The organism is Actinomadura keratinilytica, assembly GCF_039539665.1.
Lineage (GTDB): Bacteria > Actinomycetota > Actinomycetes > Streptosporangiales > Streptosporangiaceae > Spirillospora > Spirillospora keratinilytica.
On record NZ_BAABDO010000004.1, the window covers coordinates 111,441 to 128,385 of the forward strand.

Genomic DNA, 16,945 nt, shown 5'->3' on the forward strand with positions numbered 1-16,945 from the left:
ACCTCGGCGAGGCAGCAGGTCAGCGCAGGTCGCGAGGGAGCAGCCCGGAATGTCGTCCCCGGTGACGAATGGGTCCGCCAAGGCCACCGAGACGGTCAAGGACCAGGAGATCGCCGCCGAGCAGCGGTACGTCGACCGGGCGTACGCGCGGCTGGAGGAGATGCGCGAGGACGCCAGGGCCATGCTGCGCGAGGGCTACCGGCAGGCGCTGGCGGGCACCAAGGGCTCGCTGGTCGACCGGGACGCCATGGTGCACCAGGCGGCGCTGCGCGCCCAGGCCCTCGACGTCGCCGACGACGGGCTGGTGTTCGGGCGCCTCGACCTGAGCAGCAGGGAGGTCCGCTACATCGGCCGCATCGGCGTGCGCACCCGCGACCACGACTCGCTGGTCATCGACTGGCGGGCGCCCGCCGCCGAGGACTTCTACCGCGCCACCCCCGAGGACCCGCGCGGCGTGGTGCGCCGCCGCGTCCTGCACTCGCGCGGCCACACGGTGGTGGACCTGGAGGACGACCTGCTCGACCCGTCCGCCGCCGACGGCCTGGTGGTGGTCGGCGACGGCGCGTTCCTGGCCTCCCTCGCCCGCACCCGCGAGGGCGCCATGCGCGACATCGTGGCCACCATCCAGCGCGAACAGGACGAGGTGATCCGCGCCCCCGCCGACGGCACCGTGCTGGTGCGCGGCGCCCCCGGCACCGGCAAGACCGCCGTCGCCCTGCACCGCGTCGCCTACCTGCTGTTCCGGCACCGGCGGCGGTTCGGTTCGCGCGGCGTGCTGGTGGTCGGCCCCAACCGGCGGTTCACCGCCTACATCGAGCGGGTCCTGCCGTCCCTCGGGGAGGAGTCGGCGGCGCTGCGGTCCCTCGGCGACCTGGTGGACGGCGTGTCGGCCCGCACCCACGACTCCCCCGAGCTGGCCCGGATCAAGGGCTCGGCGGTGATGGCCCGGGTGCTGCGCCGCGCCGTCACCGACCATCCGCCCGGCGCGCCCGACGAGCTGCGCGTCGTGCACAAGGGCGTGGTCGTCCGGCTCGACCGGGCCCGGCTCGACCGGCTGCGCGCCGACCTGCACCGGCGCAGCCGCGGGTCGGTCAACGCCGCCCGCGCCCGCGCCGCCGAGGCGCTGCTGGACGCGCTGTGGGAGCGCTACAGCGCCCTCGGCGGCCCGGAGGACGCCGCCCGGGCGCAGGAGGCCGACGCGGGCCTGTGGAACGCGCTGCTGGCCGCCGACGGCCTGGCCGCCCTCGACGAGGGCGACGCCCCGGCCGCCCGCCGCGCCCGCTCCGGCGACCGCGGCACCCCGCGCGAGCAGTTCGACGCCCGCGTCCGCGAGCAGCCCGAGTTCACCCGGTTCCTGCTCGCCTGGTGGCCGCTGCGGCGTCCGCTGGACGTGCTGCGCTCGCTGGGCGAACCGGACCGCCTGCGCCGCGCGGCGGGCCGCGACCTGGACCGCGACGCCGTCGCCCGGCTCGCCGAGGCGTGGGCGGCGGCCCTGGGGCCTTCGGATTCCGCGGGCGAGCCCGTGCTGACCTACCAGGACATCGCGCTGCTGGACGAGCTGGACGCGCTGCTCGGCTCCCCGCCCCGCCCGCCGGCCCGGCGCCGCGCCGCCGCCGAGGACGACCCGTTCGCCGTCGACGGCGTCAACATCCTGACCGGCGAGCAGGTCGCCGACGATGCGTGGGAGCCGGAGCTGCAGGAGCTCACCACGTCCATCGAGCGCCTGGAGCAGGCCCGCCGGGTCGACGACGAGGTGGTCGAGGAGCGTCCCGAGTACGCCCACATCGTGGTGGACGAGGCCCAGGACCTGTCGCCCATGCAGTGGCGCATGCTCGGCCGCCGGGGCCGGCACGCGAGCTGGACGATCGTCGAGGACCCCGCGCAGAGCGCCTGGGAGGACCTGGACGCCGCCCGCGAGGCCATGGACGCCGCGCTCGGCGTCGAGAAGCCCGCCAGGTCCTCTTCCCGGCGCGGCCGCTCGCCGTCCCGGCGGCGCCCCCGCAAGCCCGCCGCCCGGGCCCGCTACGAGTACGAGCTGACCACCAACTACCGCAACTCCACCGAGATCGCCGCCGTGGCGTCCCGGGTGCTGGCGCTGGCCCTGCCCGACGCCCGCCCGGCCCGCGCGGTGCGCACCTCGGGCATCGACCCGGTCGTGCGCGTGGTGCCCGGCCCCGAGCTGATCTCCTCCGCCCGCGCCGCCGTCGCGGAACTGCTCACGCAGGTGGAGGGCACGATCGGGCTGATCGTGCCGCTGGAGCTGCGGGACCGGCCCGAGGAGGGCCAGACCGCCCTCCCGCTCACCGACGCGCCGGACGCCGGCGAGCAGGCCGGCGCCGCGTCGTGGAGCGCCGCCGACCGCGCCCGCCTGGCCGCGGGCTTCCCCGAACGCGTGCAGGTCCTGGACGTCCTGGAGGCCAAGGGCCTGGAGTTCGACGCGGCCGTGATCGTCGCGCCGGAGACCGTCGCCGCCCAGTCGCCGCGCGGCCTGCGCGTCCTGTACGTCGCGGTGTCCCGCGCCACCCAGCGGCTGACCGTGCTGACCACCAGCCCGCAGTGGCGCGACGCCCTGACCGGCGGCCGGCCCGCCGAATGACCACCGGACGCCGGGTGGCGGTCAGATGATCGGGGGGCGGCCCGCGCGGGTCATGCGCCAGGCGGTGCGCCAGGAGATGGGGCGGCGGCGGCCCGCGGGCTTGCGCCACCCCTCGAAGAAGCCCTTGAACCAGGGCTTGAGCGCGCTCGGCTTGCGTTCGCGCAGCACCGTCATGCCCACCCACACGGCCACGTAGGTCAGCGCCAGCGGCCACGGCAGGTTGCGGCGGGCCAGCCACACCCGGTTGCGGGCGTTGTAGCGGTAGAACATCGCGTGCCGGGTCGGCAGCACCGCCGGGTGGTACATCACCGCGGACGCGTCGTAGACGATGCGGTAGCCCGCGTTGAGGACCTGCCAGGCCAGGTCGGTCTCCTCGTGGGCGTAGAAGAAGTCCTCCGGCAGCCCGCCCCCGGCGTCGAACGCGGCGCGGCGGACCGCGCAGGCGCCGCCCAGGAACGTCGTCACCTCCGACGACCGCTCGGGGTCGCCCGCACGCAGCCGGGGCACGTGCCGCCGCTCTCCGCGTCCGCCCTCGGGATCGCGGACGCGGAAGGAGATGATCCCGAGGTCGGGCTCGGCGGAGAAGCGGTCGCGCACGTGCGCACCCAGCCGCGGCGAACGGTACCACCCGTCGTCGTCCAGGAAAAGGATCACGTCGCCGCTGGAGGCCTCCACACCGCGGTTGCGGCCGGCCGGGATGCCCACGTTGGTCGGCAGGCGGATCAGCTGCACGCGCTTGTCGTCGAAGACCTCGTCGTCGCCGGGCCACCAGTCCCCGGACACGCCGTTGCCGACCAGGACGACCTCGACGTCCACATGCTCCTGGTCGAGGGCGCTGCGCACCGCGCGGGCGAGCTCCTCGGGCCGGTTGCCCATGGTGAGCACGACGACGCTCAGCGACAGGTCCCCGCCGGCGCGGGGTTCGACAGTCCGTTCGCCCTGGGTCACAGTGCCCCCGTCCAGGTAGCCGTCACCGAAGCCTCCGAGAAGCCAGAATGCTCACCAAATGCAGCAGCGTCTGCACGACCGCGACGACCGCCACGGCCACGGTCAGCACCCGGACCGCGGCCGGGGTCTCGGTGCCCAGCACCGTGTCCAGCACGGTGGCGGCCAGGATCAGCAGGGACAGCTCCACCGCGCCGATGATGCGGTGGAAGCGCAGCATGGACGCGGCCTGCCGGGCCAGCGCCATGCCGGTGGAGCGGGGCCGCAGCGCCCGGTCGCCGCCCGCCGGGTCGGCGGCCAGGCCCGACTTGGCCCGCGCCACCACCACGTTGTCGGTCTCGGCCTTGATCAGCGCGGCGCCCACCGCGGCCAGCAGGCCCAGCTCGGCGTAGCCGCCGGTGCGCCAGCCGCCCTGCGCGGCGTACCCCAGGCCGATCAGCAGCGCCACCTCCGACAGGTAGTGGCCGATGCGGTCCAGGAACACCCCGGTCACCGACGTCTGCCGCAGGTAGCGGGCGACCTCGCCGTCCACGCAGTCCAGCAGCAGGTACGCCTGGATCAGCAGGGCGCCGCCGAGCGCCGTCCACAGCGGCTCGACCGGCAGCGACACCACGACCCCGGCGGCCACGCCGCAGACCATCATCAGGTAGGTCAGCTGGTTGGGGGTGAACCCCAGCCGCAGGAACAGCCAGGCGAAGTACGGCGACAGCGAGCGCATGTACAGGCGCCCGGCCCAGTGCTCCTCGTTGCGCCGCTCCTTGAGGCCGGGCGGCTGCCCGTAGCGCCGCACGTCCGCGACCGTCGCCATGCTGCGGGACGGCCGGTGGGCGTCGGCGGGCAGCTCAGCCTCCATGGGCTTGGACATATTCTTCAACCGCCTTGAGGATCGCGCCCTTGTCGAGGCCGAGATGCTCCAGGATCGTATAGCGGCCGGGCCGGGTGCGGGGGGCGTACGCGACGGCCTCGGCGAACTGCTCGACGGTCAGCCCGACGTCGCCGGGCAGCCGGGGCAGCCCGTGCCGCTCCAGGCAGGCCATGATCTCGGCGAGCCGGTCGGCGCCCGTCCCGGTGTGCGCGGCGCGCAGGTGGTAGCAGAAGGCCGCGCCGATCCCGGCCAGCTCGCCGTGGTTGGCGGTGCCGGGGAACAGCTGGTCGATGGCGTGCAGGATCTCGTGGTCGCCGCCGCTCGAGGGCCGCGACGAGCCGGCGAAGGACATGGCCATGCCGGACAGTACGAGTCCCTCGGCCAGAACGGTGAGGAACCGGTCGGACTCCACCGAGCCGGGCTGGTTGAGCAGCGCCTCGGCGGCGGTGCGGGCCAGCGTCAGCGCCAGCCGGTCGACCGGCTCGCCGCACGCCTCGGCGGCCAGCAGCCAGTCGTCGACCGCCGACAGGTTGCTGACCACGTCGCCGATGCCCGCGCGCACCAGCCGCTGCGGCGCGGCCCGCACGTAGTCCAGATCGACGATCATCGCCAGCGGCATGACGACGCCGAACGAGCCCTTGCCCTTGTCGTGCTCCAGGGAGGCGACCGGGGAGCAGATGCCGTCGTGGGACAGGTTGGTGGCCACCGACACCATGGGGATGCCGGCGAGCGTGGCGGCGTACTTGGTGGCGTCGATGGTGCGGCCGCCGCCGATGCCGACCACCGCCTCGTAGGACCCGCCGCGCAGCTTGGAGCCGAGGCTGACCGCCGCGTCGACGGTGCCGCCCTCCACCCGGAACAGCTCGCAGTCCTCCAGCGAGGGCCGCACCTGCTCGGCGATCTGGTCGCCCTGGCCGGGGCCCACGGCGATCGCGACCCGGCCCTCGGTGGCGATGCGGCGGTCGGCCAGCAGATCGCCCAGGGCGGCCACGGCCCCGCGGCGGACGTCGATGGACAGCGGCGCGGTGAGCATCCGCGTCAGCAGAGGCATGTGCGTTCCTCGCTCGGTCGTCCCGTACGGCGGAGGGGAGGGGCAGGGATACCGCGACGCGGCGGGAGCCCGGGGTCAGTAGGCGGCGGCGATCCGGCGGGCCTTGGCCAGGTCGTCGTGGTTGTCGACCTCGACCCACTCCACGGCGCCGATCGGGGCCACGCCGATGCGGCCGCCCCGGTTGACCAGCTCCTGGTAGCCGTCCTCGTAGTACAGGTCGGGGTCGCGCTCCCAGGTGGCCTGCAGCGCGTCGGCCAGCGGCCCGGCGGCGGCGGGCTCGATGAGGGTGGCGCCGATGTACTCGCCGTACGCCTCGGCCGGGTCCATCAGCTTGGTGATGCGGGCCAGGTTCCCCTGCTCGTCGAGGGTGACCTTCATCTCCTCGTCGGCCAGAGTTTTCACGTTGTCCACCGCGAGCAGGATGTCCGGCCCCCGACCGGCCAGTAGCGTCTTCTCCACGCTCACCGGGTGCACGGTGTCGCCGTTGACGAGGAGGACGCCCTTGGAGAAGTGCTCGCGGGCCAGCCACAGGGAGTAGGCGTTGTTCCACTCCTCGGCCTTGTCGTTGTGGACGAGGGTGATCGACACGCCGTACCGGCGCTCCAGGTCGGCCTTGCGGGTCTCGACCGCCTCGGCGCGGTAGCCGACGACGATCACGACGTCGGTCAGCCCGACCGCGCTCAGGTTGCCCAGGGAGATGTCCAGGATGGCGGTGTCACCGTCCACCGGGACCAGGGCCTTGGGCAGCGTGTCGGTGTACGGCCGCAGCCTGCGTCCGGCGCCCGCCGCCAGCACCATGCCGATCATGATTCCTCTTCCTCCAGGTCGACGATCACGCCGCTGTCGCGCCCGGTCCGCGACCAGGTCGTGAGGCTCTCGCCCGCGAACAACACGCCAAGGTAGGCGGCCAGCGCGGGGTACGCGAACGGGAGCGGCCCGGCCAGGCCCGCCGCCGCCACGACCAGCATGCGGCCCTCCCAGCCGAGACCGGCCCGGAGCACCCAGGCGCCCGGCCGCAGCCCCAGCCGGGTGCGGTACACGGTGTCGTAGTGGTGGTAGGCCAGAACCGCGAGCAGCACGTACACCAGCGGTGCCGGCACACCCTGCGCGAGCCCCAGTCCGGCCAGGTAACCATACTCGATAGCGCGCAGCACGGGCGGGACAAGCCAGTCGAACCGCCCGTTATGCGGATGTGTCGCTGCCGCTCCCGTCAGCAGCACCACCGCCACCGGGAGGAAGAGCGCCGGGCCCCGGTGCGCGCCGAGACCGGCCGTCATCAGCACCGCGCCGAGGGCGGCGGCGGCCAGGACGCCGGGCAGCGGCGGCAGCCGGCCCCGGGCCAGCCTGGCCAGCGTCAGGCAGATCGGGCCGTCGTCGCGCAGCAGGCGCGGCGGGACGGGGACGCGGGCGTCCGCGACCTGGATCGCCGTCGTCGTCATCGCGCGATCACCTTCCTCCCGCGCACGGCGAGCACCCGGGCGGCGAGCCGGTGGACGAGGGCCAGGCCGCCCCAGGCGAGCAACGCGACGAACGTCACGCGCGCGTCGGACAGCGCCGCCGTCACGGCGATGAGCGCGACCCGCTCCCCGTGCGGGAGCGCGGCGGCCTTCCCGGCCCAGCGCTTGGCCCTCCCGGACACCGGGCGGCGCTCGATCGGCCCGTCGTCGGGGGCCGTCAAGGGCAGGGTGCGCCGGGGCAGCGGCCGCCGACCGGGGCCGGGCGGACGCGACGCGAACGAGTGGTCGAGCGCGTGCCGGACGGTCTGCAGGGTCATCGCCGCGATCGCCAGCCCCCACATCCCGCCGGCACCGTGCCCGGCGGCGACGGCGCCCGCCGCCAGCCCGGCGAGTACGCCGTACTCCTTTACGCGGTCGAGGACGACGTCGAGCCAGGCGCCGAGGGCGGTGCGGCGGCGGGTGTAGCGGGCGAGCTGGCCGTCCACGCAGTCCAGTACGAACGCCGCGTACAGCAGCGCGGCGCCCGCGACCATGCCCGCGCGGGTGCCCGCGGCGAACCAGACCGCCGCCAGGACCGCCAGGCCCAGCGACATCCACGTCACGGTGATCGGCGTCAGCCCCCGGCGGGCCGCCCACCGCACCAGGCGGGGGCTGTAGGGGGCGACCGCGAAGGTGGCGAACGGCCCGTCGTCGCGTTTGACGGCCGCGGCGAGCCGCACCTTCCGCTCGTCGGCATTGCGTACGGCGTCGCAGGCGGCGACGGCGGCCTCCGCGTCCTGCACGCGCGGGCAGGGCAGGCGCGGGTCGCCGCAGTCGCGCACGGGCACGCCCGTCCGCACCAGGCCCACGAGCAGCAGGTGGGCCGCCTCGGGCTCGGCGACGGCCAGGGGCAGGGCGCGGGCGTCCCGCAGCAGGTTCGCCAGCCGCGCGGCGAGCGCGGCGAGGTCGCCGGTGCGGTCGGCGGCCACCCGCAGCACGCCGGGCGAGGCGGCGTCGGGCGCGGTCACCCGGTGGTAGGGCGACCCGGCCGACATGATCCAGCCGTCGTAGCGGCGCACCGGCACGGTGCCGTGTCCCGCGTCGCGCGGCACGGTGACGGCCGCGGCCGGGGCGCCGTCGCCGTCCAGCAGCAGGCGGCGCAGCAGCTCGGCGCCGATCACCACGTCGCCCGGCAGAAGCAGCAGCGGCCCGTCGGCGCGCTCGGCGACCCGGGCGATCTCCTGCAGGTCGGCGGCCGGGTCCGGCGATTCCACCACGAAGTGCCCGTCCTTATGCAGAGCGGGCGCCATTTCGGGCCGGGTGACGATGACCGGATCCGGTACGTTGAGCCTTGCCAGCTGCTCGCACAGGCGCGTCAGGAGCGTGGGCGGCTCGCCGGCCGCCCCGGCGGTCCGGCGGGGATCGCCTCCGCAGGGCAGGACGGCCGCGGGGCCCGGGTCCGGGCCGCCGCCGTCCCACCCGGTCGCCATGATCACCGCCACGGTCATCGGCGCCTCCGGATCGCGTCGCGACAGGGTAGGAGAAGGGATGCGCACCGCGCGGGCGTCGCGCGGCGCCGGGCCGGCGAGCGCGACACCGGCCCCGGCCCGGACGGTTGCCCAGCGTAGCGGCATGACCACGGAGTGAGAGGTCACATTGACGGTGGACACCGCGACAGGCACCGCGCCCCGGACGGTGGCGGTGGTGCTCGCGGGCGGGGTCGGCGCGCGGCTGGGCGCCGACCGGCCCAAGCAGCTGCTGGAGGTCGGCGGGCGGCCCATCCTGGCGCACGCGATCGCGGCGTTCGACGGCCATCCGGGCGTGGCGGAGGTGCTGGTGGTGATGGCGGCCGGGCACCTGCGCGAGGCCGCCGCGCTGGCCGCGCCGTTCCGCAAGGTCACGGGTGTGATCGAGGGCGGGGACACGCGCACCGCGTCCACCGCCGCCGCGCTGACCGCGCTGGCCGACCGCCCCGACGACACCCGCGTGCTGTTCCACGACGCGGCCCGCCCGTTCGTGGACCGCGGGGTGATCGACCGGACGCTGGCGGCGCTGGCCGACCACGACGCGGTGGCGGTGGGCGTGCCCTCCTCCGACACGATCGTGGCCGTCCGCGACGGGCTGGTCGCCGACATGCCGCCCCGGTCGACGCTGGTGCGCTTCCAGACCCCGCAGGGCTTCCGGCTCGGGACCGTCCGCAAGGCGTACGAGCTGGCGCTGGCCGACCCCGGCCTGGTCGCCACCGACGACTGCGGGGTGGTGCACCGCTACCTTCCCGACGTGCCGATCCGGGTGGTGGAGGGCAGCGAGCACAACCTCAAGGTCACCCACCCGCTGGACATCGCGCTGGCCGAGCACATCGCCGAGCACATCGCCGCGCGCGTCGCCGGGCGCGGCACCGGGCAGAACGCCGAGCAGGAAGCCGCCGATCCCCCGGAGCACAAGTGATCTTCGAGAATCCGCCCACCGTCATCGGTCATCGCGGCCTGGGCTCGGGGCACGTCACGCCGCCCGGCGCGGACGGCGCCGGGCCGGCCCCCCGCGCCCTGGCCGAGAACACCCTGGAGTCGCTGCTGGCCGCGCTGGACGCGGGCGCGTCCTGGGTCGAGATCGACGTGACCCGCACCGCCGACGACGAGCTGGTGCTGCGGCACGACCCGACCACCGCCGACGGCGCGTTCCTGGTCGACACGGCGGCCGCCGAATGCGGGCTGCCGCTGCTGGCCGAGGTGTTCGACGCGCTGCCGCCGGGCGTGCCGGTGGACGTGGACGTCAAGACGATCCTGGAGGACGCGGTCGATCCGCCGTCCCGGCGCACCGGCGCGCTGCTGGTGCCGGTGCTGCGCCGCGAGGCCCGCCGCCGTCCGCTGCTGGTGACCTCGTTCGACCCGTCGCTGCTGCTGTACCTGCGCGAGAACCTGCCCGAGCTGGCGGTGGGCCTGCTGACGTGGCTGCGCTTCCCGCTGTGGCACGCGATCCCGGCCGCGTCGGGCCTGGGCGTGCAGGCGGTCGGCCTGCACACCGGGTCGTGCGGGTTCGAGCACCCCGACTCGCGGCTGCGTCCGCTGGAGCACTGCGTGGACGTGGCGCACAAGGCGGGCCTCGAGGTGCTGGCGTGGTGCCCGACGGCCGGGACGGCCCCGGTCTACGCCGAGGCGGGGGTGGACGCCGTGGTCGTCAACGACGTCCCGGGCGTCGTCGCCGCACTGGACGGCGCCGCACCGGCTTGATCGGCTCGAACCGGCTTAGGCGGGCGGCGGCGGCCGGTCGTCGCCGCCGCCGTACATGCGCGTCCACTCGCCGGGCTCGTCGTCACCGGGCGTGGAGCCGGAGCGGGGCGCCGCCCCCTCGTCCTTTCCGGACGCGGGTGCAGCCGGGTCCTGCGGCCTGTCCTGCCGCGCGCCGCCGGGCGACGGGTCGGACCCGTGCTGCGGCTGGGGCTGCCCGTACGGGGATTGCGGCCGACCGGGCTGAGGCTGCTGCCACTGCTGCTGCGGCCCCTGCCCCCACGGGCCGGGCTGGGCGGCGGGCTGGGAGCCGTACGGGCCCGGTTGGGCGCCGTAGGAGGCGGGCTGGCCCGGCGCCGCGAAGGCCGGCCCGTACGGCTGCGCCGGACGGCCGGGCCCCGACGCGGGCGCGGCCCGCCACCGCGACGGGATCACCGAGCCCGCCACCAGGATGGCGCCGATCAGCAGCGTCACTCCCATGGAGCCGGCCTGCGACAGGGCCACTTCGTACTGCCTGTCGAGCACCGGCAGATCCGACATGCGGACGGCGCGGCCCGGCAGCACCGCCCACAGCAGCCCGTACAGGGTGAACACCGCGCCCGGGATCAGCGAGGCCACCGGCGAGACGCGGGTCGCCACCAGGGCCGCGACACCCGCCGCGAGCAGCAGCAACAGCAGCGCCCCGAACAGGGTGCCCGGCCTGGCGAGCCCGTCCCGGTACAGGTACGAGACGACGTACCGGTACTGGAAGATCAGACGTTCGGTGCCGAAGATCAGCAATGCGAACAGCACCGGTGTGCCGACGATGCCGATCCCCGCGCCGATCCCGTGGCGCGCTCCGCCGGTCATGGCCACCTCCCCTCGGCGGTGGGCGGCGCCCACCTGGCCGCCCCCAACGTATCGGTGAGACGTGGCCGTGACCAGCGCAGTTCGCGTGCCCCTGCAACGCGGCGGCTGCGACTCGGCGGCTATGACTTGGCGGCTACGACTTGGCGGCGGAGGTCTGCCCCAGGCCGGGCGGGCTGGTGAGGAAGCCGATCCCCCAGCTGATGTGCATGGTGGCGTACACCAGCGGCAGCCGCACCCAGGCCGACACCGGCAGGCCGCGGCCCTCCACGATCGCGCCGGCCACGATGCCCGCCGCGTACGCGCCCGGCACCAGCCAGCCCGGCCAGAACCCGAACGCCCCGGCCACCGCGCCCGCGGCCATCGCCAGCACCGCCATCGGCGGGGCCAGGTAGCGCAGGCTGAGCGTGCCCTGGTGCTCGCGGCCGACCACGCGGCGCCAGCGGCCGGTGTGGTAGTACTGCTTGGCCAGCGCGCGCAGGTTCGGCCGGGGCCGGTAGGTGACGCGCATGCGCGGGGTGAAGTAGATCCGGCCGCCGGTCTGCCGGATGCGGTGGTTCATCTCCCAGTCCTGGGCCCGCACGAACGTCTCGTCGTAGCCGCCGACGCGCTCCAGCGCGCTGCGCCGGAACGTGCCCAGGTAGACGGTCTCGACGTCGCCGGGCTCGCCGCCGGTGTGGAACCGGGCGTTGCCCACGCCGATCTTGGACGTCATGGCCCGGGCCACCGCCTTCTCGAACGGGGTGATGCCCTCGGCCGCCATGATGCCGCCGACGTTGTCGGCGCCGGTCTCCTCCATGGTCTCCACCGCCACCCGCACGTAGTCGGGCGGCAGCAGGGAATGGCCGTCCACGCGGACGATGATGGAGTACTGCGACGCCTTGATGGCGATGTTGAGGCCCTGCGGGGTGCGGCCGGTGGGGTTGGGCACCACCACGACGCGCGGGTCCTCGGCGGCGAGCTGCTGCGCGATCTCCTCCGTGCGGTCCCGGGACGGCCCGATGGCCAGCACCAGTTCCAGCTCGCCGGGATAGTCCTGCGACAGGATGCGCCGGACCGCGTCGGCCAGATGCCGCTCTTCGTTCAGCACCGGCATGACCACCGACACCGCGGGCCAGGTGCGGTCGGACTCGGCGGACGACACGGCGGGCGGCTCGCCGGGGCCCGGGTCGCGGTCGGCGGCGCGGCCGGTATCGCCCGCACCGCCGGGACCGCGGCCGGCGTCCCAGACGGGTCCGCGGCCGGAGTCCGGATCGGTCGCGTGCACGGTGTGCTGCTCGTCGGTGCTGTGCGCGTGGGGAGACGATTTCATTCTGGGCTCGTGGGCCGAGCCCCGGCCGTCGGCCGGGGAGAGCCCCCCTTCCTCTCTTGCTCGCTCGTTCATGACGCAGCTCACGACACCCTTGGGCGAGTGCGGCCGCCGGGGAGGAGGTCAAGACGGCGCCACGTTACTCCAAGGACACGAACCTGAGGTAGCGAACGGACCGGTGTCCCCCACTTTAAAGTGGGGAACGTTCGCGGCACTTACGGCGCGACGGGCGGCCAGGCGTCGATGAGGCTTCGGGAGGCGGCGGCCAGGATGGCAGAGCCAGCATGAGGGACGATCGCGACAGCGACCCGCTCGAACGGTACTTCCGGCCGCGGCCCGCGGACCGGCCGTCCGGCGGCGAGGCCGACGACGACGAGGAGATCGACGGCGTCACCGTCGAGGGCGTGCCCGCTCCCCGCGTCGCGGTGGACGGGCCGCGCGGCCCGCGCCGCCCCGGCCCCGGGCTCAGCCCCCGCGCGGCCGTCAGCGCACGGCGGCAGCGCCGCTTCCTCATGGTGACCGGGGCGATGTCGACGTTCGTGCTGCTGACCTCGGGCGGCGCGTGGGCGTTCCAGAACTACGTCAGCGACGCCATCAACCGGGTGAAGGTCGGCGGGCTCGACAAGGACGGCCCCAAGGGCGCCATGACCGTGCTGGTGGCGGGGGTCGACCGGCGCGAGGGCCTGACCCGCGCGCAGCAGAAGGCGGCGCGGCTGGGGCACGAGCCCGGCGAGCGGTCCGACACGCTGATGCTGGTGCACGTGTCCCGCGACCACGACCGCGTCACCGTGGTGAACCTGCCGCGCGACTCGTACGTGACGATCCCCGCGCATCGCTCCAACGGCTCGGAGGGGGCCAAGGGCGCCTTCGTCCCGGCGCGTCCCGGCAAGCTGACGTGGGCGTACCAGTTCGGCGGGCCCGACCTCACCGTCGCCACGGTCAAGCGGACCACCGGCGTGTCCATCGACCACTACGTCGAGGTCAACTTCTACGGGTTCATCAACATGGTGGACGCGCTCGGCGGCGTCGACGTGTGCACCGAGGAGCCCATCAACGACCGCAAGAGCGGGCTGGTGCTGCCGGCGGGCACCTCGCATTTGAACGGCCTGAAGGCGCTCGGCTACGCCCGCGCCCGCTACTCCCTGACCGGCGGCAGCGACCTCGGCCGCATCGACCGGCAGCAGCGGTTCATGGCGTCGATGCTGAAGCAGGCGCTCAGCACCCGCACGCTCAGCGACCCGGTCAAGTCGACGCGCTTTCTGAACGCCGCGCTCAAGTCGCTGCGGGTCGACGAGGACCTGGCCGAGAACATGCCCAAGCTCGCCGACCAGATGAAGGACCTGTCCACCGACCACGTCACCTTCGCCAAGGTCCCGCTGGCCGACCAGGACTACAACGTCACCCTGTGGAACTCGGCGCAGCCCCAGTCGACGGTGCTGTGGGACCAGCGGCGCGCCCGCGAGCTGTTCCAGCGCCTCAACCGCGACCAGCCGCTGGCCTCGCCGTCGCCGAGCCGGTCGGCCGCGCCCAGCCCCACGCGGACCGACGGGCCGACCGTCCCGCCGGACGAGATCCCGCTGCGGGTGCTCAACGCGATCGGCACCCCGGGCCTGGCCACGCGGGCGGGGGGCGAGCTGCGCCGCGTCGGCTTCCCGGTGACGGTGGTGCCGGGCGTGGCGCGGCGCGGACTGCAGACGACGCAGATCCAGTACGGCCCGGACGCGGCGAAGGAGGCCAAGACCGTCGCCGCCGCCATCCCGGACGCCAAGCTGCGCAAGGTGTCGTCGCTGGGCTCGCGCGTGCAGATCATGGTGGGCGCCGACTGGGACGGCGCCAAGCGCGTGAAGATCTCCTCCCCGTCGCCCTCCCCCAGCCCCACCGAAACGGCGATCGAGACCGGCACCGCCACCCAGAAACTCTGCAAGTAGTCAGTGGACGAGGTCGCCGTCGTCGTGGCGGCCGTCCCGGACGCGGCGGCACACCTCCACGAACGCCACCGCGTTGGGCACGCGCGCGGCCAGGGCGGTCATCTCGACCAGGCCGTCGGCGTCGCGCGCGTACACCACGCCGTTGTCGATGCCGGCCTCGGCGACCGACGGCCAGGGCAGCCGCTCGCCGTCCTTGTCGATGCCGTGCGGGCCGAGCGTGAACGGCCCGAGCCGGACGTGTTCGCGCGCCTCGATCGCGGCCATGAGCCGGGGCACGGCGCGCGTGGTCACCTCGGCGGAGACGATCTCGCCGAGCACCCCGGCGTCCGGTGTGCCGTCGCCCAGGGTGATCTCGCGGCCGTCGGCGGCCGTGACCGTCACCCGCCACCGGGTGGACGCCCCCTCCGCGCTCTGCACCCCCGACACGGTGACGGCGGTCAGCTCGTTCCAGTGGTAGGTGGCCAGGCGCCTGTGTTCGTCGACCACGAGCCCGTGGACGAACAGGTAGAGGACGCGTGGGGTTCCGATGCGGCGCGGGGCTCCGGCGGCTCTGCGGAGCGTCCAGTCGGCGTAGTAGAGGCAGACGAGGGCGGACAGGGCGGCGGGCGCGCCGGCTAACAGCCGGTCGCTGCTCAGGGCCGCCACGGCCAGGGCGGCGAACGCGGCGGCCGCCGCCGCTGACAGGACCGGGCGGGCCAGTGCGCGACGCCGGGCGCCGCGGGCGTCGAAGGCGCGGATCGGCTCGCCGAGCTCCCTGCGGGCCGCCTGTTCCAGCACGGGCGAAGGGAAGGGCACAAATAACCGCCTACCCCAACGAGGCGGGCGGAAATCACCGGCCCGGTCAGGGCGGTCCCCGCGTGTGACGCACCCGGTCCGCGCCGATGCTCGCGAAGATGGGAAGGGCCGCCCGGCCCCCGCCGGGCCGGTCCGTCCACCGACCCGGTCCACGCCCCGAGACGAGCCCCACATGTCCACTGATCGCTCCGGCCAGCCGGACGCTCCCCGCGGCACGGTCCTGCGGCGCCTGCTCGCCGCGGCCGCCGGCCTCGCCGTCGCCGCGCTCGCCGCCTGCGCCTTCGTCCTCACCTACGACGTGCTGCGCGATGCGGCACTGGCCGGACGCGTGCCGCGCCGCTGGGCCTGGGCCTATCCGGTCATGACCGACGTGCTGGTCGTGGTGGTCATCCTGTCGCTGGTGGTCGCCCGGCACGCGCGCTGGTGGTCGCGGTTCGTCCGCTGGACGCTGCTGGCCGCGCTGCTGGCGGGCATGGCCGCGCTCGGCGTGCAGCACGCCGTCTGGGGCCTGGCGTCCCTGCCGGGCGACCGGTTGCGCGCGGGTGTCGCGATCGCGCCCGAGGCCGTGCTCATCGTCGGCGTCTGGCTGTGGCTGACCATGCTGCGCCAGGCCCGCGCCGGAAGCCGCCGCCCCGCGCCCGCCGAAGGGTCGGAGCCCGCCGCGCCCGCGCCCGTGGAGCCGCCTCCCATCCCCTGGGACGAGCCCGCGCCCCAGTCCTTCGCGCCTCCCGCCGCCGCGGCCGCGTCCGAGCAACTGGACCCGCCCCCCAGGGACGAGCCCGCCCCGAAGCTGACCGTCCCCATGCCCGCCGCCGCCCGCCCGGCCCTAAAGCCCGAACCCGCCCCCGAGCCCGAGCCCGAATCCGAGCCGGAGCCTCAGCCGGAGCCGGAAGCCGCAGCGAAAACGGTGGAGATCCCCGCCCCGGACGAGGACGCCGACCTGACCCTCGTCGACCGTGCCGAAGACCCCGACGCCGGGGACGACACGTCCGCCACCGCGCACGCGTTCACCCCCGCAAAGGAGGCCGAGCCCAACGGCGACGCGGGCCGCGCCGCGGACCTCCCCATCTGGGACTGGGACCCGCCGTCAGGCTCGCTCCGCAGCTCCCCCACCCCGCCCGGCGATCCCGACCGCGCCCCTGACAACCCATAGGCCGCAGAGCAAGCGCGCGCCCCGGGTCGACGCGTACGCAGTGGAGCCGGGCGGGTTGGAAGCGGGCCCGGCCGACGGACGCCACCGGCCCGCTCAACGGTCATGGGACCAGCCGCCCGGTGGGCCAACCGCAGGCGCACTGACCGAGCTCCGAGCAGGGTTCTCCCGGCGTGGAGAGCCGCCCTGGGGTGGCGCGTGCCTGGGGGACCTTGGGGTTGGCGGTTGTCGCCCTTGGGGGGCCAGGCCTTGGGGGGCCAGGCGTCGGCCGGGCGTGGCCTTGGTGTTGGGGTCGGTGTTGGGGTGGTGTTGGGGGTGGCCGGGGTCAGGCGCGGGGGAAGACCAGGGCGGTGGCGATGGCGGCCAGACCTTCGCCTCGGCCGGTCAGGCCCAGGCCGTCGGTGGTGGTGGCCGAGAGGCTGACGGGGGCGCCGCCCAGTGCCTCGGTGAGGATCTTCTCGGCCTCGGCGCGGCGGCGGCCCACCTTGGGGCGGTTGCCGATGATCTGGACGGCCACGTTGCCGATCGTGTAGCCGGCCTCGTCGACGCGGCGCGCCACCTCCTGCAGCAGGTCGACGCCGGAGGCGCCGGACCAGCGCGGGTCGTCGGTGCCGAACACGGCGCCGAGGTCGCCCAGGCCGCATGCCGACAGCAGGGCGTCGCACGCGGCGTGCGCGGCGACGTCGCCGTCGGAGTGCCCGGCCAGGCCGGGGCCCTCACCGGGCCAGTCGAGCCCGGCGAGCCGCATCGGCCGGTCCGTGGAAGCGAACGGGTGGACGTCGGTTCCGACGCCCACC

General features: G+C 75.1%; 15 protein-coding genes. 5 read left to right on the forward strand and 10 right to left on the reverse strand.

The genetic code is table 11. From position 1 onward, the window contains the following. Positions 1 to 61: 61 nt before the first annotated feature. Positions 62 to 2,596, forward strand: a complete 2,535-nt coding sequence (locus tag ABD879_RS02585) for a HelD family protein (protein WP_345017004.1) — start codon at positions 62 to 64, stop codon at positions 2,594 to 2,596. A 21-nt stretch (positions 2,597 to 2,617) separates the two neighbouring features. On the opposite strand, the gene ABD879_RS02590 is transcribed toward ABD879_RS02585, so the two are convergent. From ABD879_RS02590 to ABD879_RS02615, 6 genes are all read right to left on the reverse strand, one after another. After that, complete coding sequence (locus tag ABD879_RS02590; protein WP_345017088.1) at positions 2,618 to 3,472, reverse strand: glycosyltransferase family 2 protein; 855 nt, start codon at positions 3,470 to 3,472, stop codon at positions 2,618 to 2,620. 94 nt (positions 3,473 to 3,566) lie between these two features. Beyond that, positions 3,567 to 4,394 (reverse strand): CDP-alcohol phosphatidyltransferase family protein, encoded by an 828-nt coding sequence (locus tag ABD879_RS02595; RefSeq protein ID WP_345017006.1) that lies wholly within the window; start codon positions 4,392 to 4,394, stop codon positions 3,567 to 3,569. Then, positions 4,384 to 5,439 (reverse strand): iron-containing alcohol dehydrogenase family protein, encoded by a 1,056-nt coding sequence (locus tag ABD879_RS02600; RefSeq protein WP_345017090.1) that lies wholly within the window; start codon positions 5,437 to 5,439, stop codon positions 4,384 to 4,386. Before ABD879_RS02600 ends, ABD879_RS02595 begins: the two co-directional genes overlap by 11 nt. 93 nt (positions 5,440 to 5,532) lie before the next feature. After that, entirely contained in the window at positions 5,533 to 6,264 is a 732-nt protein-coding gene (locus ABD879_RS02605; protein WP_345017008.1) for a phosphocholine cytidylyltransferase family protein, read from the reverse strand. Continuing rightward, positions 6,261 to 6,896 carry a DUF5941 domain-containing protein gene (locus ABD879_RS02610; RefSeq protein WP_345017010.1) on the reverse strand — a complete coding sequence of 212 codons (636 nt, stop codon included), beginning with the start codon at positions 6,894 to 6,896 and terminating at the stop codon, positions 6,261 to 6,263. Before ABD879_RS02610 ends, ABD879_RS02605 begins: the two co-directional genes overlap by 4 nt. Next, positions 6,893 to 8,401 (reverse strand): CDP-alcohol phosphatidyltransferase family protein, encoded by a 1,509-nt coding sequence (locus ABD879_RS02615; RefSeq protein WP_345017013.1) that lies wholly within the window; start codon positions 8,399 to 8,401, stop codon positions 6,893 to 6,895. Before ABD879_RS02615 ends, ABD879_RS02610 begins: the two co-directional genes overlap by 4 nt. A gap of 154 nt (positions 8,402 to 8,555) precedes the next feature. Between ABD879_RS02615 and ispD the strand changes: the two genes are divergently transcribed. Beyond that, positions 8,556 to 9,341: a 2-C-methyl-D-erythritol 4-phosphate cytidylyltransferase gene (gene ispD, locus ABD879_RS02620; protein WP_345017015.1), complete on the forward strand. Its 786-nt coding sequence runs from the start codon at positions 8,556 to 8,558 to the stop codon at positions 9,339 to 9,341. Then, positions 9,338 to 10,123, forward strand: coding sequence for a glycerophosphodiester phosphodiesterase (locus ABD879_RS02625; RefSeq protein ID WP_345017017.1), 786 nt, complete (start codon positions 9,338 to 9,340; stop codon positions 10,121 to 10,123). Before ispD ends, ABD879_RS02625 begins: the two co-directional genes overlap by 4 nt. Positions 10,124 to 10,138: 15 nt before the next feature. On the opposite strand, the gene ABD879_RS02630 is transcribed toward ABD879_RS02625, so the two are convergent. Both ABD879_RS02630 and ABD879_RS02635 read right to left on the reverse strand, forming a co-directional pair. Further along, on the reverse strand, positions 10,139 to 10,969 hold the full coding sequence (locus ABD879_RS02630) for a hypothetical protein (protein WP_345017019.1): 831 nt from the start codon (positions 10,967 to 10,969) through the stop codon (positions 10,139 to 10,141). A 133-nt stretch (positions 10,970 to 11,102) separates the two neighbouring features. Further along, positions 11,103 to 12,278, reverse strand: coding sequence for a glycosyltransferase family 2 protein (locus ABD879_RS02635; RefSeq protein ID WP_345017020.1), 1,176 nt, complete (start codon positions 12,276 to 12,278; stop codon positions 11,103 to 11,105). Between the two features lie 281 nt (positions 12,279 to 12,559). Here ABD879_RS02635 and ABD879_RS02640 point away from each other — a divergent pair, with 281 nt between their 5' ends. Continuing rightward, on the forward strand, positions 12,560 to 14,203 hold the full coding sequence (locus ABD879_RS02640) for an LCP family protein (RefSeq protein ID WP_345017021.1): 1,644 nt from the start codon (positions 12,560 to 12,562) through the stop codon (positions 14,201 to 14,203). Here the strand turns inward: ABD879_RS02640 and ABD879_RS02645 are convergent, their stop codons facing one another. After that, complete coding sequence (locus tag ABD879_RS02645) at positions 14,204 to 14,980, reverse strand: DUF6585 family protein (RefSeq protein ID WP_345017023.1); 777 nt, start codon at positions 14,978 to 14,980, stop codon at positions 14,204 to 14,206. A 190-nt stretch (positions 14,981 to 15,170) separates the two neighbouring features. On the opposite strand from ABD879_RS02645, the gene ABD879_RS02650 reads away from it, so the two are divergent. Beyond that, positions 15,171 to 16,151, forward strand: a complete 981-nt coding sequence (locus ABD879_RS02650; protein ID WP_345017025.1) for a hypothetical protein — start codon at positions 15,171 to 15,173, stop codon at positions 16,149 to 16,151. Positions 16,152 to 16,473: 322 nt separating this feature from the next. Here ABD879_RS02650 and ispF read toward each other — a convergent pair whose 3' ends face one another. Further along, complete coding sequence (ispF, locus tag ABD879_RS02655) at positions 16,474 to 16,944, reverse strand: 2-C-methyl-D-erythritol 2,4-cyclodiphosphate synthase (protein WP_345017092.1); 471 nt, start codon at positions 16,942 to 16,944, stop codon at positions 16,474 to 16,476. Position 16,945: the final 1 nt, after the last annotated feature.

Excerpts from the sequence above, each read along its gene's own strand:
- ABD879_RS02635 (WP_345017020.1), bottom strand. The coding sequence starts at position 12,278 with ATGAAATCGTCTCCCCACGCGCACAGCACCGACGAGCAGCACACCGTG.
- ABD879_RS02595 (WP_345017006.1), bottom strand. The coding sequence starts at position 4,394 with ATGGAGGCTGAGCTGCCCGCCGACGCCCACCGGCCGTCCCGCAGCATG.
- ABD879_RS02610 (WP_345017010.1), bottom strand. The coding sequence starts at position 6,896 with ATGACGACGACGGCGATCCAGGTCGCGGACGCCCGCGTCCCCGTCCCG.
- ABD879_RS02590 (WP_345017088.1), bottom strand. The coding sequence starts at position 3,472 with ATGGGCAACCGGCCCGAGGAGCTCGCCCGCGCGGTGCGCAGCGCCCTC.
- ABD879_RS02630 (WP_345017019.1), bottom strand. The coding sequence starts at position 10,969 with ATGACCGGCGGAGCGCGCCACGGGATCGGCGCGGGGATCGGCATCGTC.
- ABD879_RS02605 (WP_345017008.1), bottom strand. The coding sequence starts at position 6,264 with ATGATCGGCATGGTGCTGGCGGCGGGCGCCGGACGCAGGCTGCGGCCG.
- ABD879_RS02600 (WP_345017090.1), bottom strand. The coding sequence starts at position 5,439 with ATGCTCACCGCGCCGCTGTCCATCGACGTCCGCCGCGGGGCCGTGGCC.
- ABD879_RS02615 (WP_345017013.1), bottom strand. The coding sequence starts at position 8,401 with ATGACCGTGGCGGTGATCATGGCGACCGGGTGGGACGGCGGCGGCCCG.
- ABD879_RS02650 (WP_345017025.1), top strand. The coding sequence starts at position 15,171 with ATGTCCACTGATCGCTCCGGCCAGCCGGACGCTCCCCGCGGCACGGTC.
- ABD879_RS02640 (WP_345017021.1), top strand. The coding sequence starts at position 12,560 with ATGAGGGACGATCGCGACAGCGACCCGCTCGAACGGTACTTCCGGCCG.